At 69.0% G+C, this 23,300-nt stretch carries 22 protein-coding genes; all 22 read left to right on the top strand.

What is annotated here, in order from left to right:
• Positions 1-28: 28 nt before the first annotated feature.
• The 22 genes from phnC to KL788_RS02465 all read left to right on the top strand — a co-directional run bounded on the left by phnC (position 29) and on the right by KL788_RS02465 (position 23,263).
• A complete protein-coding gene (gene phnC, locus KL788_RS02570; RefSeq protein WP_293168219.1) occupies positions 29-838 on the top strand; it encodes a phosphonate ABC transporter ATP-binding protein in 810 nt (269 codons plus the stop codon).
• The gene (phnE, locus tag KL788_RS02565; RefSeq protein WP_293168217.1) at positions 835-1,641 is read left to right on the top strand and encodes a phosphonate ABC transporter, permease protein PhnE; all 807 of its coding nucleotides are present in this window, start codon (positions 835-837) and stop codon (positions 1,639-1,641) included. Before phnC ends, phnE (KL788_RS02565) begins: the two co-directional genes overlap by 4 nt.
• Positions 1,638-2,501, top strand: a complete 864-nt coding sequence (gene phnE / locus KL788_RS02560) for a phosphonate ABC transporter, permease protein PhnE (RefSeq protein WP_293168215.1) — start codon at positions 1,638-1,640, stop codon at positions 2,499-2,501. Before phnE (KL788_RS02565) ends, phnE (KL788_RS02560) begins: the two co-directional genes overlap by 4 nt.
• Positions 2,502-2,584: 83 nt before the next feature.
• Positions 2,585-3,400, top strand: a complete 816-nt coding sequence (locus KL788_RS02555; RefSeq protein ID WP_293168213.1) for an ABC transporter ATP-binding protein — start codon at positions 2,585-2,587, stop codon at positions 3,398-3,400.
• A gap of 64 nt (positions 3,401-3,464) precedes the next feature.
• A complete protein-coding gene (locus tag KL788_RS02550; RefSeq protein WP_293168211.1) occupies positions 3,465-4,493 on the top strand; it encodes an aliphatic sulfonate ABC transporter substrate-binding protein in 1,029 nt (342 codons plus the stop codon).
• A gap of 26 nt (positions 4,494-4,519) precedes the next feature.
• The gene (locus KL788_RS02545; protein ID WP_293168209.1) at positions 4,520-5,389 is read left to right on the top strand and encodes an ABC transporter permease; all 870 of its coding nucleotides are present in this window, start codon (positions 4,520-4,522) and stop codon (positions 5,387-5,389) included.
• A gap of 69 nt (positions 5,390-5,458) precedes the next feature.
• The gene (gene pyrR / locus KL788_RS02540) at positions 5,459-5,989 is read left to right on the top strand and encodes a bifunctional pyr operon transcriptional regulator/uracil phosphoribosyltransferase PyrR (protein ID WP_293168207.1); all 531 of its coding nucleotides are present in this window, start codon (positions 5,459-5,461) and stop codon (positions 5,987-5,989) included.
• Complete coding sequence (locus KL788_RS02535; RefSeq protein ID WP_293168205.1) at positions 5,986-6,957, top strand: aspartate carbamoyltransferase catalytic subunit; 972 nt, start codon at positions 5,986-5,988, stop codon at positions 6,955-6,957. Before pyrR ends, KL788_RS02535 begins: the two co-directional genes overlap by 4 nt.
• Positions 6,954-8,285: a dihydroorotase gene (locus KL788_RS02530; RefSeq protein WP_293168203.1), complete on the top strand. Its 1,332-nt coding sequence runs from the start codon at positions 6,954-6,956 to the stop codon at positions 8,283-8,285. The genes KL788_RS02535 and KL788_RS02530 overlap by 4 nt, the downstream gene beginning before the upstream one ends.
• On the top strand, positions 8,278-8,805 hold the full coding sequence (locus tag KL788_RS02525; protein ID WP_293168201.1) for an ABC transporter permease: 528 nt from the start codon (positions 8,278-8,280) through the stop codon (positions 8,803-8,805). The genes KL788_RS02530 and KL788_RS02525 overlap by 8 nt, the downstream gene beginning before the upstream one ends.
• Positions 8,802-9,944 (top strand): glutamine-hydrolyzing carbamoyl-phosphate synthase small subunit, encoded by a 1,143-nt coding sequence (gene carA, locus KL788_RS02520; protein WP_293168199.1) that lies wholly within the window; start codon positions 8,802-8,804, stop codon positions 9,942-9,944. Before KL788_RS02525 ends, carA begins: the two co-directional genes overlap by 4 nt.
• Positions 9,944-13,228, top strand: a complete 3,285-nt coding sequence (gene carB, locus KL788_RS02515; RefSeq protein WP_293168197.1) for a carbamoyl-phosphate synthase large subunit — start codon at positions 9,944-9,946, stop codon at positions 13,226-13,228. Before carA ends, carB begins: the two co-directional genes overlap by 1 nt.
• Entirely contained in the window at positions 13,225-14,052 is an 828-nt protein-coding gene (gene pyrF / locus KL788_RS02510) for an orotidine-5'-phosphate decarboxylase (protein ID WP_293168196.1), read from the top strand. Before carB ends, pyrF begins: the two co-directional genes overlap by 4 nt.
• A gap of 8 nt (positions 14,053-14,060) precedes the next feature.
• On the top strand, positions 14,061-14,975 hold the full coding sequence (gmk, locus tag KL788_RS02505) for a guanylate kinase (RefSeq protein WP_293173098.1): 915 nt from the start codon (positions 14,061-14,063) through the stop codon (positions 14,973-14,975).
• Positions 14,976-15,023: 48 nt separating this feature from the next.
• A complete protein-coding gene (gene rpoZ / locus KL788_RS02500; protein WP_293168195.1) occupies positions 15,024-15,281 on the top strand; it encodes a DNA-directed RNA polymerase subunit omega in 258 nt (85 codons plus the stop codon).
• A gap of 11 nt (positions 15,282-15,292) precedes the next feature.
• Positions 15,293-16,528, top strand: coding sequence for a bifunctional phosphopantothenoylcysteine decarboxylase/phosphopantothenate--cysteine ligase CoaBC (gene coaBC / locus KL788_RS02495; protein WP_293168193.1), 1,236 nt, complete (start codon positions 15,293-15,295; stop codon positions 16,526-16,528).
• Between the two features lie 24 nt (positions 16,529-16,552).
• Positions 16,553-17,746, top strand: a complete 1,194-nt coding sequence (gene metK / locus KL788_RS02490; protein WP_293168191.1) for a methionine adenosyltransferase — start codon at positions 16,553-16,555, stop codon at positions 17,744-17,746.
• Between the two features lies 1 nt (position 17,747).
• A complete protein-coding gene (locus tag KL788_RS02485) occupies positions 17,748-19,787 on the top strand; it encodes a primosomal protein N' (protein ID WP_293168189.1) in 2,040 nt (679 codons plus the stop codon).
• Between the two features lie 49 nt (positions 19,788-19,836).
• The gene (gene fmt / locus KL788_RS02480) at positions 19,837-20,754 is read left to right on the top strand and encodes a methionyl-tRNA formyltransferase (protein ID WP_293173095.1); all 918 of its coding nucleotides are present in this window, start codon (positions 19,837-19,839) and stop codon (positions 20,752-20,754) included.
• A complete protein-coding gene (locus tag KL788_RS02475) occupies positions 20,751-22,154 on the top strand; it encodes an RsmB/NOP family class I SAM-dependent RNA methyltransferase (protein WP_293168187.1) in 1,404 nt (467 codons plus the stop codon). The genes fmt and KL788_RS02475 overlap by 4 nt, the downstream gene beginning before the upstream one ends.
• A gap of 48 nt (positions 22,155-22,202) precedes the next feature.
• Complete coding sequence (gene rpe / locus KL788_RS02470) at positions 22,203-22,865, top strand: ribulose-phosphate 3-epimerase (RefSeq protein WP_293168185.1); 663 nt, start codon at positions 22,203-22,205, stop codon at positions 22,863-22,865.
• Between the two features lie 29 nt (positions 22,866-22,894).
• On the top strand, positions 22,895-23,263 hold the full coding sequence (locus tag KL788_RS02465; protein ID WP_293168183.1) for an FKBP-type peptidyl-prolyl cis-trans isomerase: 369 nt from the start codon (positions 22,895-22,897) through the stop codon (positions 23,261-23,263).
• The last annotated feature ends 37 nt before the right edge of the window (positions 23,264-23,300 follow it).

Here is a 23,300-nt window from a genome sequence, read left to right as displayed (position 1 = left end):
CTGTTTCGACGACGAACTGGAGCACGCGGTGATCTCCTTCCGTGACGTGACCGTCACCTATCCGACAGGAACGATCGGCCTCGACGGAGTCTCGCTCGACATCGAGCCCGGCGAGTTCGTGGTGGTCGTGGGCCTCTCGGGCGCGGGCAAGTCGACGCTCGTGCGCACCATCAACGGGCTCGTCCCCGTGAGTTCGGGCACGCTCGAGGTCGACGGTGTCGCGGTGCATGAGGCATCGAGCCGGCGTCTGCGCGAGCTGCGGGCCCGCGTCGGCATGATCTTCCAGTCGTTCAACCTCGTGGGCCGCGTCTCAGTTCTGCAGAACGTGCTCGTCGGCAGGCTGCACGCCACCCCGGTACTGCGCTCGCTGCTGGGGCTGTTCCGCGAGTCCGACCGCGAGCAGGCGTTTCAGGCGCTCGAGCGGGTCGGCATCGTCGAGAAGGCCTACGTGCGAGCATCCCAGCTCTCCGGCGGTCAGCAGCAGCGCGTGGCGATCGCCCGCGCGCTGGCGCAGAACCCCACCGTCATCCTCGCTGATGAGCCCGTCGCGTCGCTCGACCCGCCCACCGCCAACATGGTCATGCGCGACCTGCAGCGCATCAACGCCGAACTGGGCATCACGACCATTGTGAACCTGCACTTCCTCGACCTCGCCCGACGCTACGCGCATCGCATTATCGGTATGCGGGCCGGCACGATCGTCTTCGACGGGCCGCCCTCCGAAGCCGACGACGCCGTCTTCGAGCAGATCTACGGCCGCTCGCTCACGGCCGATGACGTGCTCACCACTGATCCGAGCGAGCTCGAGAGCGACGAGCCGACCGCGGCGGCATCGTGACGACCGTCGTCGAACGACCGGTGTCGCCCGCACGGCCACCGCGACCGCGCACTCGGCCGAGCACCTACATCGCGATCGTGGTCGTCGTCGCCATCACGGTCTGGGCGGGAGCCGGCATCTCGTTCGACCTCTCCCCGCTCTGGACCGATTGGGGCCGCGGCTGGTTCATCATTCAAGAGTTCCTGGCCCCGAACTGGTCGTTCATCGGCCGCACGATCTCGCCCTTCCTCGACACGCTCGCGATCGCGGTGATCGCGACGGCGGTCGGATGCGCGATCGGGCTCGGAATGGCGATGCTGGCCTCGCGAGTGACCATGAGCAACGCGTTCGTCTACCGCGCCGCCAAGATCTTCCTCTCCATCGTGCGCTCGCTGCCCGACGTCGGCTACGGACTGCTGTTCGTCGCCCTCGTCGGGGTCGGCACACTGGCAGGCGTGCTCGCCCTCATCATGTTCAACATCGGCATCATCGCAAAGCTGACCAGCGAGACGATCGACGCGATCGACCGGGGTCCGCTCGAAGCCGCCGCCGCTTCAGGTGCCAGGCCCGCGCAGACGGCGCAGTTCGCGGTCGTGCCGCAGATACTGCCGAACTACCTCTCGTACTCGCTGTACGTCTTCGAACTGAATATTCGCGCTTCGGTGGTGCTCGGCATCGTCGGCGCGGGCGGCATCGGCTCGACGCTCAGCGTCGAGTTCGCGCGGTTCAACTACTCGAACGTCTCGGCGATCATCGTGCTGCTCTTCATCGTCGTGTTCTCGATCGACCTGCTCTCTCAGTGGCTGAGGCGGAGGCTGATGTGAGCGTCGAACCGCGCCGGAGTGCCCCGCCCCGCCCCTCGGCACCGAGCCGACTCCGCTACACGCTGACGCAGCTCGGAGTGCTCGCCATCATCCTGATCTGCATCGTGGTCATCGATGCGCGCTGGGATCGCCTTCTCGACCTGCCGGCACTGTCGATCACGTACGGGCAGCTCATGATCGGCGGCGTCGTCCAGAACCCCTTCGTCGAGCCGAACCTGACCTACTGGGGCGACGCGCTGCGCCTGATGGTCGAGTCGCTGCAGATCGCCTGGGTGGGCACCGTCATCGGAGCCGTGCTGTCGTTTCCGATCGCCTTCATCGCGGCGTCGACGGTCGCTCCGCGATGGGCGGTCTTCCTGACGCGGCAGATCTTGAATATTCTGCGGGCGATTCCCGAACTGGTGCTCGCGATCGCGATCATGCTCCCGATCTTCGGCCTCGGTCCGCTTGCAGGGGCCCTCGCGATCGGCGTCGGCTCGGTGGGCACTCTCGGAAAGCTCACGGCAGAAGCGATCGAATCGGTGCCGCGCGGACCGGGAGAGGCCTTGACCGCCGCAGGCGCCAGCACGCTACAGAAGCTGCGCTGGGCCGTCGTGCCGCAGATCCTGCCCGAGGTCATCGCCTTCTGGCTCTACCGCTTCGAGATCAACATTCGTGCGAGCGCTATTCTCGGCGTGCTCGGCGCGGGTGGCATCGGTTCGCTACTCGCGCAAGTGTTCGAACGGCGCGACTGGGACCGCATCGGCATCACCCTCGTCGTGATCATCGTGGTGACGATCATCGTCGACCAGATCTCGGCGGCAGTGCGCCATCGCGTGATCTCAGGCGCGCCGGCCCTCAGCGCGAAGGCGCTCGTGTAGTCATGTGACGCTGTGTTTCGTTGCGTGTCGTCACGTTTCCGCACGGTTTGTCCGCGTCGCGGGCGTGCTCATACGGTGGCGTCATGTCGATCACCACGTCCCGCTCCGAGACCGCTGCCCCGGCGCTGCCGGTCGCGCTGCGCGGCGTGGGTCGCGAGTTCCCGGCACCGCAGGGGCAGGATGCCCGGCTCGTGCTGCGCGATATCGATCTCTCCATCGCGCCCGGTGAGATCGTCGCCCTGCTCGGCCCTTCCGGCTGCGGTAAGTCGACACTGCTGCGCCAGATCAGCGGTCTCGACCGCCCGACCGCCGGCAGTTTGACCATCGACGGCACCGCTGTGGCCGCGGCCGATCAGCGGTGCGCGGTCGCCTTCCAAGAGCCGCGACTGCTGCCGTGGCGCACCGTGGCGCGCAATGTCGAACTCGGGCTGCCCCGCGGCACGGAGCGCACGGCCGGACGTGAGCGCGTGGCCGAGCTGCTCGACCTGGTGCAGTTGACGGCAGCCGCCGCGCTCAAGCCCCGCCAGATCTCGGGGGGTATGGCGCAGCGCGTTTCGCTCGCCCGAGCACTCGCGCGGGGCCCAGGTGTGCTGCTGCTCGACGAGCCGTTCGGAGCGCTCGACGCGCTCACGCGCCTGACCATGCAAGACCTGCTCGTCGACATCCATCGCGCTGAGCCCGCGACCATCGTCCTCGTGACTCATGATGTCGATGAGGCTCTCGCCGTCGCAGACCGCATCGTCCTGCTCGGCACTCGCGCCGATCGGCCCGGCGCCACCATCAGCATGATCCTCGACGTGCCGGGCGCACGGCCTCGAGACCGCGGTTCGGTCGTGCTCGCGCGACTGCGCGCTCGACTGCTCGACGCTCTGGGCGTACCGAGCCACCACTCGAACTGAACCCTCCAGACCGCACCACCCGCACTACCGAACCGGTCGACCGACCGACAACCGAAAGGCCACCATGACCATCCGCACCCGATCGACCCTGCTGACCGCGACTGTCGCCGTGGCCGCCATGGCCATGACTGGATGCGTCGCCGGTGAAGGCGCACCGGCCGCGGAGCCCGTCGAGGGCGCCGAGTGGTCGAGCACGACGCTCACCGTCGACTTCGCGACCTACAACCCGCTGAGCCTCATCATCAAAGACCAGGGCTGGCTCGAAGCCGAGCTCGGCGACGATGTCGCCGTCACCTGGGTGCAGTCTGCCGGATCAAACAAGGCCAACGAGTTCTTGCGCTCCGGTGCAGTCGATGTCGGTTCGACTGCGGGATCTGCAGCGCTGCTCGCGCGGTCGAACGGCAGCCCGATCCACACGATCAATGTCTACACGCAGCCCAACTGGTCGGCGATCCTCGTGCCGACCGGCTCGGAGATCCGCACGGTCGACGACCTCGTCGGAGCGAACGTTGCGGCCACGAAGGGCACCGACCCGTACTTCTTCCTGCTGCAGACGCTCGCCGAGTTCGACCTCGGTCTCGACGACATCACCGTGCAGAACCTGCAGCACGCCGACGGCAAGACGGCGCTCGAGACGGGAGCAGTGGATGCCTGGGCAGGCCTCGACCCGCTGCTGTCGACGTCGGTCGCCAATGGCGCCTCCGAGATCATCTACGACAACGTGTCGTTCAACTCGTACGGGTTCCTCAACGCGACGGAGGACTTCATCACGAACCACCCCGATCTCGCGCAGCTCGTCGTGAACGCGTACGAGAAGGCTCGCCTCTGGGCGCTCGAGAACCCCGACGAGACGGCGGCCATCCTTGCCGAGGTCGCGGGCATCGACATCGCCATCGCCGAAGCCACGATCGAGCGCACCGTGATCGACATCGACTCGGTACCCGGTGAGGAGCACCGCGCAGTGCTCGCGGTGATCGGGCCAATCTTCGTCGACAGCGGAGACGTGGCGAATCAGCAGCTCATCGACGATGCACTCGATTCGCTCTTCTTCCCGGACTTCACCGAGGCGGCCGACCCGGACGCGATCGGCTGATCGTGAGCTTCGACGAGCGCGGAAGCGTGCCCCCCGTCCGGCCCCCTGCTCAGCAGGGGCGCCGGGCGGCGTCGTTGTTCGGCTGGGCAGACTCATTCGGCTTCGCGGCCGCGGGAACTGCTGTCTCTGGTGCACCCGACCGGAAGGTCAACCTGAGCACGGTCGTGCTCGGCCTGGTTATCCCGGTCGTCCTGTTCAGCTGGTGGTGGTGGGCCTCAGAGGTTGGCGACACGCCCGACTACCTCCTTCCGTCACCGGCGCAGGTAGTCCAGGCGGGCGTCGAACTGGGAGAGTCCGGCCTGCTGTGGACCTACATCCTCATCTCGGTGCAGCGTGTGCTCACTGGGTTCGCGATCGGGTCGGCGATCGGCCTTGCGCTCGGGGCGCTGGTCGGGCTCTCGCCGCTCGCGTCGAAGCTGCTCAGCCCCATTCTCGGAGCGATCCGCGCAGTGCCTTCGCTTGCCTGGTTGCCGCTGCTCACCATCACTCTCGGCATCTTCGAGACGCCGAAGATCACCCTCATCGCCATCGGTGCAGCGTTTCCGGTCTTCACGACGGTGGCCGGCGCGCTCCGGCACGTCGACCCCCACCTGGTCGAAGCAGGCCGCGCATTCGGTCTGAGTCGGGTGAGACTGCTCACCACCGTGCAGCTGCCCGCGGTGGTGCCCTCGGTCGTCTCCGGTTTGCGACTCGCGCTCGTGCAGGCCTGGCTGTTCCTCGTCGCCGCCGAACTGCTCGCTTCGTCGATGGGGCTCGGCTTCTTGCTCACCGACTCGGCGAACAATGGGCGTATGGACCGCATCTTCCTGGCGATCCTTCTGCTGGCGATTCTCGGAAAGACTTCCGACGCACTCGTCGGTGTCGGTGAGCGCGCCCTGCTGAAACGCTGGGGGTAGCACCCGCTAGACTCGAGCTCGTTCGACGTCCTTTAACCACCGTCCTGTGAGGCGGGAAAGGAGGTCAGAGTGGTCGCACGCACCGTGCTGCACGACGCTGACATCACCCGCGCTCTGCGCCGCATCGCCCACGAAGTGCTCGAGAGCCGGCGCGGCGATGGCCGCCTGGTGTTCCTCGGCATCCCGACCCGGGGCGCGACGCTGGCCCTGCGCATCCAGCAGATCGTCGACGAGATCGAGCCCGGTGTCTCGAGTGCCGGCTCCCTCGACATCACGATGTACCGAGATGACCTGGCGCGCACGCCGACCCGAACGCCGGCGCCCACCCGCATCCCTGCCGAGGGCATCGATGACGCGATCGTCGTGCTCGTCGATGATGTGCTCTACTCGGGACGCACGATCAGGGCAGCACTCGACGCGCTCGTCGACCACGGTCGACCTCGAGTGGTGCGGCTGGCCGTGCTCGTCGACCGCGGTCATCGAGAGCTGCCGATCCGCGCCGACTTCGTCGGCAAGAACTTGCCGTCGGCGACGAGCGAACGGGTGTCTGTGCGGCTCGCTGAGGTCGACGGTCTCGATGAGGTGACGATCGCACCATGAAGCATTTGCTGAGCACCCGCGATCTCGACCGCGAGACGGCCGTGCGCATTCTCGACGTGGCGGAGGACATGGCGCAGACCGCCGACCGCGAGGTACGCAAGCTGCCCCCCCTGCGCGGCAAGACCGTCGTCAACCTGTTCTTCGAAGACTCCACGCGCACACGGCTCTCGTTCGAGTCGGCGGCCAAGCGGCTCAGCGCCGACGTCATCACCTTCAGTGCGAAGGGCTCGAGCGTCTCGAAGGGCGAGAGCCTCAAAGACACGGCGCAGACGCTCGCGGCGATGGGCGCCGACGCGATCGTCGTGCGCCATCACGATTCGGGCGCGGCCCACCAGCTCGCCCACGCTGGGTGGATCGACGCGGCGATCATCAACGCCGGTGATGGTACTCACGAGCATCCGACTCAAGCGCTGCTCGACGCCTTCACCATGCGATCGCGTCGGCACGGTGCAGACTCCCGAGGCCGTGGCCTCGACGGGTTGCGCGTCGCGATTGTCGGCGACATTCTGCACTCACGCGTCGCGCGCTCGAATATCTGGCTGCTGTCGACTCTGGGTGCCGAGGTGCACGTTGTCGCACCGCGCACGCTGGTGCCGCACGGCATCGAGCAGTGGCCGGTGACCGTGCACGAGCACCTCGATGACGCGCTCGCAGCGACTCCCGACGCGGTCATGATGCTGCGCATCCAGACCGAGCGCATGCGCGACGCCTTTTTCCCGTCGAGTCGTGAGTACGCGCGCGAGTGGGGGCTGACGGCCGAGCGGATGACCCTTCTCGGCCCCGATACGATGGTCATGCACCCCGGCCCGATGAATCGGGGCCTGGAGATCTCGTCCGCCGCCGCCGACTCTTCAGCGTCGACGGTGCTCGATCAAGTCACGAACGGGGTATCGATCCGCATGGCCGTGCTCTACCTGCTTGTTGCGGGGTCATCCGAGATCGTCGACTCGACCGGGGGAGAGCGATGACCGGCATTCTGATCCGCGGAGCATCGACTCTCGGCGAGCACACTGACGACATCCGCATTCGCGACGGCGTCATCATCGCTCGCGGAAGCCTCACGACCGAGCTCGGCGAACGGGTCATCGACGGCGCGGGGCTCATCGCGCTGCCCGGGCTCGTCGACCTGCACACCCACCTGCGCGAACCGGGAGGCGAAGCGAGCGAGACGGTGCTCACGGGCACGCGCGCTGCTGCTGCAGGCGGCTTCACAGCGGTTCACGCCATGGCCAACACCTCACCGGTCGCCGACACCGCCGGCGTCGTCGAGCAGGTGCAGCGTCTCGGAGAGCGGCACGGCTACGCGACCGTGCGCCCGATCGGCGCCGTGACCGTCGGGCTCGCCGGCGAGCAGCTCGCTGAGATCGGCGCCATGGCGCGCTCGACAGCCGCCGTGCGAGTCTTCAGCGACGACGGCTTCTGCGTGCATGATCCGCTCATCATGCGCCGGGCGCTCGAATACGTCGCCACCTTCGACGGTGTCATCGCGCAGCATGCTCAAGAGCCGCGACTGACGCAGGGCGCGCAGATGAACGAGGGTGCACTCTCGGGCGAGCTCGGGCTTGCGGGGTGGCCTTCGGTGGCCGAAGAAGCGATCATCGCGCGCGATGTTCTGCTCGCCCAGCACGTGGGAGCGAGACTACACATCTGCCACGTTTCGACCGCGGGCTCGGTCGAGGTGGTGCGCTGGGCGAAGGCTCGAGGCATCGCCGTGACTGCCGAGGCGACCCCTCACCATCTGCTGCTGACGGAAGACCTCGCGCGCGGCTACGACGCACGCTTCAAGGTCAACCCGCCGCTGCGACGCGATGAGGATGTGCTGGCTCTGCGCGCGGCTCTCGCCGACGGCACGATCGACATCGTGGCCACCGATCACGCTCCGCATCCCACAGAGGCGAAGGAGTGCACGTGGGCTGAGGCCGCCTTCGGCATGGTCGGGCTCGAGTCGGCGCTCAGCATCGTGCAGCGCACCATGGTCGACACCGGCCTGCTCGAGTGGCAGGGGGTCGCACGTGTGCTGTCGACGGCGCCCGCCAAGATCGGCCGAGTGCCCGGATACGATGACCCGCTCGAGGTGGGCAGCCCCGCCAACATCACGCTCGTCGACGCATCGACGACGCGCACCTGGAGCGTCGCAGATTTGCGCGGTCGCAGCCGCAACTCGCCCTACGTCGGCGAAACGCTGCCGGGCCGCGTTGTGCACACGCTGCACCGCGGCGTGAGTACGGTGGTCGACGCCGAGCTCGTCGACGCCGAGACCGTTGCGGCCGCACAGCTGGCGGTGGCTCGTGGATAGGGCACTGCCGACGCTGCTCATCGTCGCGCTCGTCGTCGCGGCTGCCGCGCTCATGCTGGTCGGCTGGCGCGCACGCCGGCGACGTCAATCCGGCGTCGAAGCCCCGCTGGCGGTAGCAGCCGAGCTCGGCCCCGCGACGCTCGACGTCGAGGGGTGGTACGTCGCGACGACGCCTGCCGGTGAGCCCCTCGAGCGCATCGCCGTGCACGGGCTCGGGTTCCGCGCGCGGGCGACGGTGAGTGTGCATCCACAGGCCATCGTGCTCGACCGCCGCGGTTCAGACGCTGTGTACCTGCCCGCGTCAGATCTGCGCACGGCAGGCCGGGCGACCTGGGCGATCGATCGCGTCGTCGAGCGCGAGGGGCTCGTCGTTATCGGCTGGATGCTCGGCTCGACCCCGGTCGACACCTACCTGCGGCTTCCCGACCGCAACGACGCCGAGCGGCTGCTCGCCGCCGTCACCGACCTGCTGCCCGGCTCTGCCCCCGCCCCCGACCCTGCTGAGGAAGTCGCATCGTGACCAGTTCTGCCGCCGTACTCGTGCTCGAAGACGGCACCCGCTACGTAGGCCGCCGCTACGGGGCCGAGGGCCGCACCGTCGGCGAAGCCGTCTTCGCCACCGGCATGAGCGGCTATCAAGAGACCCTGACTGACCCGAGCTATGCCGGCCAGATCGTCGTCATGACGGCACCGCACATCGGCAACACCGGTATGAATGACGACGACGAAGAGTCGCGGCGCATCTGGGTCGAGGGCTTTGTTGTGCGCGACCCAGCGCGCCGCGTGTCGAACCACCGCGCCACCCGCAGCCTCGACGACGATCTCGAATCGAACGGCATCGTCGGCATCAGCGGCATCGACACGCGCGCTCTGACGCGGCGCATTCGCGAGAGCGGGGCGATGCGCGCGGGCATCTTCTCGGGCTCCGACGCGACTCTCGGCGACCACGAGCAGCTCGCGATCGTGCGCGCGTCTGCCGAGATGACGGGCCGCAACCTGTCGGCCGAGGTCTCGGTCGAGTCGCTCAGGGTGGTGCCGGCGATCGGGGAGAGCATCGGCCGCCTCGCCGTGCTCGATCTGGGAATCAAAGAAGCCACGGTGCGACACCTGGCCGAGCGTGGCTTCGAGGTGCATGTACTGCCTCAGTCGGTCACGCTCGAGGAGCTTCGTGCGATCGATCCCGCCGCCGTCTTTTACTCGAACGGCCCCGGCGACCCCGCGGCGAGCGCCGCGCATGTCGAGCTGCTGCAGGGCGTACTGCGCGACGGCCTACCGTTCTTCGGCATCTGCTTCGGCAATCAGCTGCTGGGTCGTGCGCTCGGCTTCGGCACCTACAAGCTGCCCTACGGCCACCGCGGCATCAATCAGCCAGTGCTCGACAGAGAGACGGGTCGCATTGAGATCACGGCCCACAACCACGGCTTCGCTGTCGATGCGCCGCTCGAGGGCATCGTCGAGAGCCCCGCGGGGTTCGGCCGCGTCGAGGTGAGCCACATCGGCCTCAACGACCAGGTGGTCGAGGGCCTGCGGGCGCTCGACATCCCCGCCTTCTCAGTGCAGTACCACCCCGAAGCCGCGGCTGGCCCGCACGACTCCACCTATCTGTTCGACCGTTTCCGCGACCTTGTCGTGGCCCACAGCCGAAAGGCCGACGCCTGATGCCCAAGCGCGACGACATCAACAGCGTGCTGGTGATCGGCTCAGGCCCGATCGTCATCGGCCAGGCGGCCGAGTTCGACTACTCGGGCACCCAGGCGTGCCGCGTGCTGCGGGCGGAGGGCATCCGGGTCATCCTGGTCAATTCGAACCCCGCGACGATCATGACCGACCCCGACTTCGCTGACGCGACTTACATCGAGCCGATCTCCGCCGAGGTCATCGAGGCGATCATCGCGAAGGAAAAGCCGGATGCTGTGCTGCCGACCCTCGGCGGCCAGACGGCCCTCAACGCCGCCATCCAGCTGCACGAGCGGGGCATCCTTGCGAAGTATGGCGTCGAGCTCATCGGCGCCTCGTTTGAGGCGATCCATAAGGCGGAAGACCGCCAGCTCTTCAAGCAGCTCGTGCTCGCGGCGGGCGCCGACGTGGCGCGCAGCCATATCGCGCACACCGTCGACGAGGCTGTCGATTTCGCCGACGACCTCGGGTACCCGCTCGTCATCCGCCCCTCGTTCACGATGGGCGGCCTCGGCTCGGGCTTCGCGCACGACCGCGATCAGCTCATCCGCATGGTCACCGACGGCCTGCACCAGTCGCCGACGACCGAGGTGCTGCTCGAGGAGTCGATTCTCGGCTGGAAAGAGTATGAGCTCGAGCTCATGCGCGACAACGCCGACAACACGGTCGTCGTCTGCTCGATCGAGAACGTCGACCCGGTCGGCGTGCACACGGGCGACTCGATCACGGTCGCGCCCGCGCTGACGCTCACCGACCGCGAGTACCAGAACCTGCGCGACATCGGCATCCGCATCATCCGCGACGTGGGCGTCGACACGGGCGGATGCAATGTGCAGTTCGCGGTTGATCCCGCGACGGGCCGCGTCATCGTCATCGAGATGAACCCGCGCGTCTCGCGTTCGAGCGCGCTCGCCTCGAAGGCCACGGGCTTCCCGATCGCGAAGATCGCCGCAAAGCTCGCGATCGGCTACCGGCTCGACGAGATCCCCAACGACATCACCAAGGTCACCCCGGCGAGCTTCGAGCCCACGCTCGACTATGTCGTGGTCAAGGTGCCACGCTTCGCGTTCGAGAAGTTTCCAGGCGCCGATGTCGAGCTCACCACGACCATGAAGTCTGTCGGCGAGGCGATGGCGATCGGCCGCAATTACTCCACCGCGCTGCAGAAAGCGCTGCGCAGCCTCGAGAAGCGTGGCAGCAGCTTCCACTGGCAGGGCGCACCCGGCGACAAGGATGCTCTCCTCGAGCTCGCGAAGACTCCGACCGACGGCCGCATCGTGACCGTGCAGCAGGCGATGCGCTCGGGCGCGACCATCGACGAGCTCTTCGCCGCGACCGGCATCGATCCGTGGTTCCTCGACCAGATGGTGCTCATCAACGAGGTCGCCGCTGAGATCGCCGAGGCCCCAGAACTGACGGCCGAGGTGATCCGGCACGCGAAGGATCACGGTTTCAGCGATGCTCAGCTGGGCGAACTGCGCGGCCTCGATGAGAGTGCCGTTCGTGAGGCTCGCTGGGCCGCGGGCGTGCGCCCGGTGTTCAAGACAGTCGACACCTGCGCGGGCGAGTTTCCGGCCCTCACGCCGTACCACTACTCGAGCTACGACGACGAGACTGAGGTCGCGCCGAGCGAGGCCCGCAAGGTCGTGATTCTCGGCTCGGGCCCGAACCGCATCGGCCAGGGCATCGAGTTCGACTACAGCTGCGTGCACGCGAGCTTCGCGCTGCGTGACGCCGGCTTCGAGACCATCATGATCAACTGCAACCCCGAGACGGTGTCGACCGACTACGACACGAGCGACCGGCTCTACTTCGAGCCGCTCACGCTCGAAGACGTGCTCGAGGTGATCCACGCCGAGTCGGCGACGGGTGAGCTCGTCGGAGTGGTCGTGCAGCTCGGCGGCCAGACGGCGCTCGGTCTCGCGCACGGGCTCGAGCGCGCGGGCATCCCGATTCTCGGCACGAGCCCCGACGCGATCGACCTCGCGGAAGAGCGCGGAGCCTTCTCGCGCATCCTCGACTCGGCGGGGCTCATCGCGCCGCGCAACGGCACAGCGACCGACGTCGACAGCGCGGTCGCGATCGCCGAGGGTATCGGGTATCCGGTGCTGGTGCGCCCGAGCTTCGTGCTCGGCGGGCGCGGTATGGAGATCGTCTACGACAGCGCGACCCTCGTCGACTACTTCGATCGTGTGAAAGACCAGGCGATCATCGGGCCCGAGCAGCCGCTGCTCGTCGACCGATTCCTCGACGACGCTGTCGAGATCGACGTCGATGCTCTCTACGACGGCGATGAGCTGTACATCGGCGGCATCATGGAGCACATCGAAGAGGCCGGCGTGCACTCGGGCGACTCCGCGTGCACCCTGCCGCCCGTGACGCTCGGTCGCACCGTGATCGATCGCGTGCGCGAGGCCACGCGCGGCATTGCCGCCGGCATCGGCGTGCGGGGCCTCCTCAATGTGCAGTTCGCGATCGGCGCCGGCGTGCTCTACGTGCTGGAGGCCAATCCGCGTGCCTCGCGCACCGTGCCCTTCGTCTCGAAGGCCCTCGGCATTCCGCTCGCCAAAGCGGCATCGCTCGTCATGACGGGCCGCAGCATCCGCTCGCTGGTCGAGGAGGGGCTGCTGCCGGTCGCCGACGGCTCGACGGTGCCCCTCGACGCCCCCGTGGCGGTCAAGGAGGCCGTGCTGCCCTTCAAGCGCTTCCGCACGCGCGAGGGCGTCATCGTCGATTCGGTGCTCGGCCCCGAGATGCGCTCGACCGGCGAGGTCATGGGTATCGATCGCGACTTCCCTCGCGCGTTCGCCAAGAGCCAGGATGCCGCGTACGGCGGCCTTCCGAAGCAGGGCGTGGTCTTCGTCTCGGTGGCCGACCGCGACAAGCGCGCGGTCGTGCTGCCTGCGCTGCGGTTGCACCAGCTTGGGTTCGAGCTGTGGGCGACCGACGGCACGAACGAAGTGCTCGCGCGCTACGGCATTCCCGCGCGGGTCGTGCGCAAGCACAGCAGCGCGGCGCAGGGCGAGAAGTCGATCGTCGACCTCATCAACGCGGGCGAGGTCGACATCGTCATCAACACGCCGTCGGGTCGCTCGGCGCGCGCCGACGGCATCGAGATCCGCACGGCGACCGTGGCGGCCGACAAGCCCCTCATCACCACGATGGCCACGGTCGGAGCCGTCGTCGCCTCGCTCGAGACGGCCGCCGAGCCGGTGACGGTGACAAGCCTGCAGGATTACGCGCTCGCGAGGGCGGAACGGGCATGATGAGCTTCGGCGAGCGTCTGCGTTCCGTGGTGGATGCTCACGGCCGGTTGTGCCTCGGTATCGACCCACATGACTCGCTGCTGCACCAGTGGGGCCTCGAGTCGACCGCTGAGGGTGCGCGGTCGCTGGCCATGACCGCTCTCGAGGCCGCTCAAGGACGCGTGGGCATCGTCAAGCCGCAGGCAGCCTTCTTCGAGCGGTTCGGCGCAGCCGGCTACGCGGTACTCGAAGAGGTGATCTCGACCGCCCGCGCGGCCGGCCTGCTCGTCATCGCCGATGTGAAGCGGGGAGACATTGGGTCGACGGCCGCGGCCTACGGCGAGGCCTGGCTCGGGCCGGGCTCGCCTCTCGAGTCAGATGCGATGACGGCCGTCGCCTATCAGGGGCTCGGCTCGCTTGATCCGGTGATCGCCCTCGCGACGCAGCACGGCAAGGGCGTCTTCGTGCTCACCTCGACGTCGAACCCCGAGGGGCGCGACCTGCAGCAATCGGTGAGCGGCAGCGGCCGATCGGTCGCCGGCCAGCTCGCACGCGACGTCGCCGTGCGCAACGCCGGTGCGCGCGGCTGGGGCTCGATCGGCGTGGTCATTGGCGCCACCGAACCGATCACCGCGAGCGGCATCGATCCGGTGCTGCTGCAGCACACGCCGGTGCTCGGTCCTGGGTTCGGCTACCAGGGCTCACGACTGAGCGATCTCGCGAGCGTCTACGGTGTTGCGGCCGGCTCGGTCATCCCGACCGTCACGCGCAGCGTGCTCTCGGCGGGCCCCGCCGGGCTCGCCGACGCCCTCGACGAGCATCGTGCTGAGTTGGAGTCTGCGTGACCCGCGGTATGCCCGAGGTCGACCGGTCGGCAGCGTCGCGGGCGGCGGTCGCCGCGCGCCGTGCTCGCGCGCAGATCAAGCAGGCCGTGCGGGCGTCGGAGCGCACCGCTCTGGATGTCGCGGAGACCGCGTGGCGAGTGGCCGGCAGCTCTGAGGCGGGTCTCCGAGTGCCCGAATTGCTCGGCGCAATGCGCGGCCTCGGTCCGGCTCGCGTCTCTGAGGTTCTCGACCGGCTTCGCATCTCGCCTGTCAAACGACTCGGGGGGCTCGGGCCGCAGCAGCGAGATCGGCTGCGCGAGTGGTTGCGGGCTCGCGAGTCGGTGCCCGGCCGCGGACGCCTCGTTGTGCTCGCCGGTCCGACGGCGGTCGGCAAGGGCACGGTCGCGGGCTATATCCGTGAGCATCACCCCGACGTGCTGCTGAGCGTCTCGGCAACGACCCGAGCGCCGCGACCGGGCGAGCACGATGGCGTGCACTACTACTTCGTCTCCGACGAGGCCTTCGACGGGCTGATCGAGCGAGGCGAGCTTCTCGAGTGGGCGATCGTGCACAACGCCTCGCGGTACGGCACGCCGCGACCTCCCGTCGATGCCGCGCTCGACGCCGGGCGTAGCGTGCTGCTCGAGATCGACCTGCAGGGGGCTCGTCAGGTGCGCGCCGCGATGCCCGAGGCCCTGCTCGTCTTCCTCCTGCCGCCCAATTGGGAGGAACTGGTGCGGCGGCTCGTCGGTCGCGGCACCGAATCGCCTGACGAGCAGTCGCGCCGCCTCGACACCGCGCGAGTCGAGCTCGCTGCCCAAGACGAGTTCGATGAGCTCGTTGTCAACGACGATGTGCAGCGCGCGGCACAGGAGGTCGTAGACTTGCTGGCAGTGCCCAGCGGCGGAGCGCGACCGGCCGGTCGCGCCGGCTCGGCGCGATAGCGAGACCCGGCACCACAGTGCCTCGGGCGAAACGAGAGCGAGCATCCCATGGCTGACAAGAATTCCGGCATCATCGAGCCCCCCATCGACGAACTGCTGTCGAAGGTCGACTCGAAGTACCAGCTGGTCATCTTCGCCTCGAAGCGTGCGCGCCAGATCAACGACTACTACGCCGACCTGCACGAGGGCAGCCTGTTCGACAACGTCGGCCCGCTCGTCGACTCGACCGTCGACGACAAGCCGCTCTCGGTTGCTCTGCACGAGATCAACGAGGACAAGCTCGTCCTCACCCGCCTCACGGACTAGGCACGGTGCGCATGACCGCGGCGACGACGGATGCTCCGCGTCGGTTGACGGTCGTGCTCGGTATCACGGGTGGCATCGCGGCCTACAAAGCTGTCGGCGTCGCGCGTGCGCTGGTCGTCGGCGGGCACGACGTTCACATCGTGGCCACCGAAGGCGCACTGCGCTTCGTGGGCCGACCGACGCTCGAGGCCATCAGTCGCAACCCGGTGCACACCGATCTCTACGAAGGTGTCGCCGAAGTCAGGCACGTGGCTCTCGGGCAGCGCGCCGACCTCATCGTGATCGCACCCGCGACAGCCCACACGATCGCGTCGCTCGCGGCCGGGCTCGCGGGCGATCTGCTGGGCACGACGGTGCTCGCGAGCTCGGCGCCGCTCGTCATCGCGCCCGCGATGCATACCGAGATGTGGGAGCACCCAGCGACCGTCGCGAACGTCGCGACGCTGCGCGACAGGGGAGTGACCATCGTCGGTCCTGACTCGGGGCGCTTGACCGGCACCGATGTGGGCGCGGGGCGCATGGCAGAGCCCGAGGTCATCGCCGCGGCGGCTCTCGCCGTGGTCGGCCCGCACGACCTGCGCGGCCGCAGCATCGTCATCTCGGCCGGCGGCACCCGCGAGCCGCTCGACCCCGTGCGCTTCATCGGCAACCGATCGAGCGGGCGCCAGGGAGTCGCTCTGGCGCAGGCCGCGCTCGCCCGCGGCGCGACAGTGACGCTCGTGGCAGCGCACCTCGAGGTCGAGCTGCCCACGGGTGTGCGCGCCGTGGTCGTCGAGACCGCTGCCGAGCTCGAGACCGCGATGCGCGAGCAGGCCGCGACGGCCGACATCGTGGTGATGGCCGCCGCGGTCGCCGACTACCGGCCGACCACGGTCGCTGACGGCAAGCTGAAGAAGGACGACGTGGGCGAGTCGCTGCAGCTGCGACTCGAACGCACCCCCGATGTTCTCGCGGGGCTCGCTCGTGACCGTCGACGGGGCCAACTCGTCGTCGGCTTCGCCGCCGAGACCGAGAGCGACGACGACCGACTGCTGGCTGTCGGCGCCGAGAAAGCTCGTCGCAAGGGCGTCGACCTCCTCGTCGTGAACAGGGTCGGCTGGCACGAGGGCTTCGGGTCGACGACCAACAGCGTCATCATGCTCGACGGCGACGGTAGCGTGGTGGGTCGGACCGACGGCGACAAGCTGTCGGTGGCCCACCGTATTCTCGACGTGCTGGCCGAGACGGCGACGACCACCCACGATTGACGACGACAGGAACCCATCCCTCTCATGAGCCCGTTGCGCCTGTTCACGTCAGAGTCGGTCACCGAAGGGCATCCTGACAAGATCTGCGACCAGATCTCCGACAGCATTCTCGACGCCCTGCTCACGGTCGACGCGAAGAGTCGCGTCGCGGTCGAGACTCTCGTCACGACGGGGCTCGTGCACGTCGCGGGCGAGGTCAGCACGAGCGGCTACGTCGACATTCCCGGCATCGTGCGCAAGCGGGTGACCGATATTGGATACACCTCGAGCGACGTGTGGTTCGACGGTCGGTCGTGCGGCGTCTCAGTCTCGATCGGCGAGCAGTCGCCTGACATCGCTGCCGGCGTCGACTCTGCCTTCGAGTCGCGCGAGGGCACCTCGACCGACCTCGACGATGTTCAGGGCGCCGGCGACCAGGGCATCATGTTTGGCTACGCCACGAACGAGACTCCGCAGCTGATGCCGTTGCCCATCTGGCTCGCGCATCGACTGGCCGAGCGCCTCGCCGAGGTGCGCAAGCAGGGGGTGCTCGACTACCTCGCGCCCGATGGCAAGACGCAGGTGACGATCGGCTACGACGGCGTCGTGCCGCGCACTGTCGAGACTGTCGTGCTCTCGACCCAGCACCTGCCCGCCGTTTCGACCGAGCAGCTGCGCGCCGAGGTGCGGCAGGCGGTCATCGACCCCGTTCTCGAGGCCGCCGGTTTCGATCCGCACTCGCCTCGCGTGCTCATCAATCCGACGGGGCGCTTCGAGATCGGCGGGCCTCAGGGCGACGCGGGCCTCACGGGCCGCAAGATCATCGTCGACACCTACGGCGGCGCGTCGCGGCACGGCGGCGGCGCTTTCAGCGGCAAAGACCCCTCGAAGGTCGACCGCTCGGCGGCGTATGCGATGCGCTGGGTCGCGAAGAATGCGGTGGCAGCCGGGCTCGCCGATCGCCTGGAGGTGCAGATCGCCTACGCGATCGGCACGGCGGCGCCCGTCGGGCTCTACGTCGAGACCTTCGGCACAGCGCACGTCGACGAGCAGCGCATCATCGAGGCCATCCAGGCCGTGTTCGACTTGCGGCCGGGAGCCATCATTCGTGATCTCGACCTGCTGCGGCCGATCTACGCGCAGACGAGCACCTACGGTCACTTCGGGCGAGAACTGCCCGATTTCACCTGGGAGCGCCTCGACCGCGTCGATGCCCTGCGCACGGAGGCAGGTCTCTAGAGTGCCCTCGGCATCCATCGCCCGGGTGCTGCTCGATTCGCCCCTGCCGCAGCTCGATCGGCTCTTCGACTATCGCGTTCCTGACCGGTGGCGTGAGCAGGCCCAGCCGGGGGTTCGGGTGCTCGTGCCCCTGAGGTCGGCCGGGCGTCAGGCCAAAGGATTCATCATTGAGCTTGCCGATGAAGTCGGCTACGAGGGCGTGTTGAGCGAGCTCGACGAGGTGGTGTCTGCTGCGCGCGTGCTCGACCCCGCGGTCTACCGTCTGGTGCGACGTGCAGCTGATCGCTCGGCAGGTGTCGCGAGTGATCTGGTTCGTCTCGCGGTGCCGACACGCCAGGTGCGGGTCGAGAAGTCATGGATGGCGCGGCGGGCCGAATCCGCTGATGAGGCGCGAGCGCGCGATGCGGCCCGCCCGATCGCACCGTCGATCACGGGGTACGCCGCCGACGCGCTGACCCCGGTGCTGCGGGTCGACGCCGAGCCGCTCGAGGGTGCCGGAGCCTCGCGGCGCATCGCGCTGGCCGGCATTCCCTCGCTCGTCGACATCGGCGAGGGCACCTGGGTACCGGCGGCGATGCGCACTCTGGCCGAGCTGGCAGCTGCGACTCTCGCGGGGGGCCGGAGCGCGATCGTGAGCGTGCCCGACTATCGCGATCTCGATCATCTGGAGCAGTGCCTCACGCGCCTGGTGCCGGCCGATGACATTGCGCGCATCGACGCCACCCAACCGGCAGCAGACCGATATCGAGCCTTCCTGCGAGGCCTCGAGTCTCGCCCGCTCGTCCTCATCGGCAATCGCTCGGCACTCCTTGCCCCCGCGCCGACCCTGGGTCTCATCGCGATGTGGGACGACGGCGACGGCCTGCACGTCGAACCGCATGCACCGGGAATCCACGGTCGTGATCTCGCTCTGCTGCGCCAGGAAGACACCGGATGCTCGCTCGTGCTCGCCGCCCACGCGCGCAGCACCGAGGCGCAGCGGCTGGTCGAGCTGGGGTGGTTGACGGCAGTCGAGCCCACCGGCCGCTGGCGCCGGCGTATCACCCCGACGGCACAGCAGACGACGGCCGCCGACAGTGCACCGGCCCGCATTCCGTCGACAGCCTGGAAGGCCGTCTCGGATGCGCTGGCGAGCGGCCCCGTGCTCGTACAGGTCGCGCGGCCCGGGTACGCGCCGCGCATCGCGTGCGCCGAGTGCGGCGAGACCGCGCGGTGCACGGCCTGTCAGGGTCCTCTCGGCATCGCGCGAGCGGGCGCCTCGGTGTCGTGCCGTTGGTGCGGGTCGGTCGCGGCGCAGTGGTCGTGCTCGACCTGCGAGAGCACCCGCTGGCGCACCGTGGGGCGTGGCTCATCCCGCACCGCCGACGAGCTCGGGCGCGCCTTCGCCGGGGCCCGCGTCGTCGTCTCCGACGGCACGACGCCGTTGCAGACCGCGCCGGGCGGCCGCACGCTCGTCGTGGCGACGAGAGGTGCAGAGCCGACGGTCGCCGGTGGGTACAGGGCTGTGCTGCTCCTCGACGGGGAAGGCATGCTCGCCCGCGAGAGTCTGCGCGTCGTCGAAGACTGCGTGCGCTGGTGGTGCAACGCAGCCGCCCTCGCGGCCGTCGATGCGCCCGTGCTGCTGGTCGGCGTCGGGGGAGCGGTGGCGACCGCGCTCGCGACCGGCCACCCCGAGCGTGTCGCGGAGGCCGAGCTCGCCGATCGTCGCGCGCTGCGGTTTCCGCCCGCGGTGCGCGTGGCCGCCGTCGCGGGCACCCCCGACGCAGTCGCGAGAGCGACGTCGGCCGTCGATGAGCTCGAGGGTGTCGACGTGCTCGGCCCGATCGAGCTCGACGAAGGCCGCGTGCGTGCCATTGTGCGGCTCGACTACAGCCGCGGCGCCGAGGTGGCCTCCCGCCTTAAGGCCGAGCTCGTGCGCGGGGCGACGGCGAAGGTGCCTCGACCGCCCGGGTCAGCTCCGCGGCGCCGCGTGCCCGCGCTGCGGGTGCGATTCGACGATGCCGAGCCGTTCGACGACCCTGGCGGGCGCTCGACCGTGTGACGCGGTCGAGCACAGGGCGAGCATCCGGTTGAATGGGCCTATGCCTGCCCTGCGTATCGTCGTCGCCGGAAGCCCGGCGGCAGCGGTTCCGACGCTCACGGCGCTCGCGTCGAGCGAGCACGACGTGGTGCGGGTGATCACTCGGCCGCCGACTCCGCAGGGGCGCAAGCGCGTGCTGACGCCGACCGCGGTGGCCCAGGCCGCCGCCGTGCACGATGTGCCCGTGCTCGAGGCGCGCCGACTCGCCGACCTCGAGCCCGATCTGCTGCCGCTTGATATCGATCTCGGCGTGATCGTCGCCTACGGCGGTCTTGTGCGGTCGCCCCTGCTCGAATGGCCCAGGCTGGGCTGGATCAACCTGCACTTCTCGCTGCTGCCTCGGTGGCGGGGTGCGGCGCCCGTTCAGCATGCCGTGATCGCGGGCGACACCGTGACGGGGGCGACGGTGTTTCAGCTGACCGAGGGCCTCGACGAGGGTGACTGGTTCGCCCAGCTCACGACCCCGATCGGCGCGCACCGCACTGCGGGGTCGCTGCTCGACGAGCTCAGCACCTCGGGTGCCGCACTCGTGCTCGAGGTCGTCGACGCCCTCGCGGCGGGCACCGCTGTAGCGCAGCCGCAGACCGGAGAGGTGACGCTCGCACCGAAGCTGACTCGCCACGACGGCGCCTTGCGACTTTCCGACCCCGCGGAGACCGTGCACGCGCGCCTGCGGGGGGTCACACCCGAGCCGGGAGCGTTCGCCCTGTGGGGCGAGCAGGTCATTAAGGTGCTCGAGGCGGGGATCGCTCGAGACGCGGCAGCGCTGCCGGTCGGCGCGGTTCGCCATGAGAACGGCCGAGTGCTCGTCGGAACCGGCACGCAGCCCCTCGAACTGTTGCGCGTGCAGCCTGCGGGCAAACAGTCCATGTCGGCGGTTGACTGGGCGCGCGGCTGGCCGGCTGGTCGCGCGCCGGTGCTCTCGTGACCGAGCGGCCACAGTCAGCGGGGTCGCAAGCGCGCGCGCGTACGACGGCCACGCCGCGGCAGGTCGCCTTCGATGTGCTGCGCGCCGTGACTGACGACGACGCCTACGCGAATCTGCTGCTGCCCGCGCGCCTTCGGCGAGCGCGGTTGAGCGGCGCCGACGCGGCCTTTGCGACCGAACTGACCTACGGTACCTTGCGCCGCCGCGGGCACTACGACCGCGTCATCGCGCACGCCGCGAACCGCGGAATCGAGGCCATCGACCCGGTGGCGCTCGACGTGCTGCGACTCGGAGCGCACCAGCTGCTCGGCATGAGCACACCAGCCCACGCGGCTGTCGGCGAGACGGTCGAGCTCACGCGTCGCGCTCGGGCTGCGCGCACCACGGGGTTCGTCAACGCGGTGTTGCGCACCATCTCGCGCGACGACGATGCGGTGTGGATAGGGCGACTGCTGGACAACGTGGTCGACGTCGACGAACGGCTCGCGATCACGCACGCTCACCCGGCATGGGTGGTGCGTGCGTTGCGTGCATCGCTCGATCGCGAAGGGCGCGCACAGGAACTCGAGGCGCTTCTCATGGCCGACAATGTGCCGCCGACAGTCACGCTCGCCGCGCTGCCCGGGCTCGCCGAACCGGCTGAACTCGGAGAGCCGTCGCTCTACGCGCCTACCGCGGTGCCGTCGGGCTCAGGCGACCCTGGAGCGCACCCGTTGGTCGCGAGCGGACGTGCGCGAGTGCAAGACGAAGGCTCGCAGCTCGCCGCGCTGGCCCTGTCGCGCTGCCGACCGATCACGCCCGACGAGACGTGGCTCGACCTCTGCGCAGGCCCTGGGGGCAAGGCCGCGCTGCTCGCCGCTGAGGCGCAGCTCGGTGGTGCCCGCCTCGTCGCGAACGAGCTGGTGCCGGCTCGAGCAGGGCTCGTGCGCTCAGCGCTGCAGGCCGTCGACCCGGCCGTCGAGGTTCGCACGAGCGACGGTCGTACGATCGGCGAGACCGATGTCGCCGCGTTCGACCGCATTCTGCTCGACGCTCCCTGCACGGGCCTCGGAGCTCTGCGTCGCCGACCCGAGGCGCGCTGGCGCAAGACCGACGAGGATGTCGCCCCGCTCGCCTCGCTGCAGGCCGAGCTGCTACGCGGTGCGCTCGAGGCACTGAAGCCCGGGGGAGTGCTCGCCTACGTGACGTGCTCCCCGCACGTCGACGAGACGACGGCGGTCGTGGATGCCCTCCTGACTGAACGCCCCGACCAGGTCGCCCCGCTCGACGCCCGGGCCGTGCTCGCCAGCATCACGCGCACCCCGCTCGACCTGGGCGCGCTCGAGCACGGGGCCGCGCAGCTCTGGCCGCACCGTCACGGAACCGATGCGATGTTCATTCAGCTACTTACGCGCCGCTGACCCGCTGACCCGCTGCCCGTCGACGAGTCGGGTCGCTACGCTGGCGACGTGACCGCGCGCATCAACCCGAGCATCCTGTCGGCCGACTTCGTCAATCTGCAGCGAGATGTCGAGCGCATCGCGAGCGCCGACTACGTGCACGTCGACGTCATGGACAACCACTTCGTGCCGAACCTCACGTTCGGCCCGCAGATGGTCGGCCGACTGCAGGCGATCGCGCCGATTCCTCTCGACGTGCATCTCATGATCAGCGACGCTGACCGCTGGGCACCGGGCTACGCCGAGCTCGGGGCCTTCTCGGTGACCTTCCACGCTGAGGCAGCTGCCGACGTCGTGGCCACGGCGCGCGCCTTGCGCGAGCGCGGCAGTCGTGCGGGCCTCGCGGTCAAGCCCGGCACCCCGATCGAGCCCTACCTCGACTTACTGCCAGAGTTCGACCAGGTGCTCGTCATGACCGTCGAGCCCGGCTTCGGCGGGCAGTCGTTCATGGCCGAGACGATGCCGAAACTGGCGACCCTGCGGTCTGCCGTCGATCGGCTCGGTCTCGATGTCTGGCTGCAGGTCGACGGCGGCATCGCGCTCGACACCATCGGCATCGCCGCCGAAGCCGGGGCCGACACCTTTGTCGCCGGTTCGGCCGTCTATGGCGCCGAGAACGTCGAGCACGCGATCGCCGCGCTGCGGGCGGCCGCCGAGCAGCACGCGCACTGAGCGAGCGCGGGGTCTGGTTTGATAGTGCCATGAGCCAGAACACGAAGCCCGAGATCGACTTCTTCGAGGGCCCAGCGCCCACTGACCTCGTGATCACCGACCTCGTGGTCGGCACGGGCGCCGAGGCCACGCCCGGCGCGACCGTCGACGTGCACTACCTCGGTGTCGAGTTCGAGACCGGCGAAGAGTTCGACGCGTCGTGGAACCGCGGTTCGTCGATCAACTTTCCGCTTGGCAGCCTCATCGCCGGCTGGCAGCAGGGCATTCCCGGCATGAAGGTCGGCGGCCGCCGGCAGCTGGTGTGCCCGCCCCATCTCGCGTACGGCCCCGCCGGTGGCGGTCATCGACTCTCGGGCAAGACGCTCGTCTTCGTCATCGACCTGCTCGGCGTCTCCTGAGCCGAGCTTTCCCCCGGCGCGGGGCCGGTACCCTGGG

This window comes from Microcella sp. (genome assembly GCF_019739195.1).
GTDB lineage: Bacteria > Actinomycetota > Actinomycetes > Actinomycetales > Microbacteriaceae > Microcella.
The sequence above is the reverse complement of the archived record's forward strand: the minus strand, read 5'-3'. Positions and strand labels throughout refer to the sequence as shown.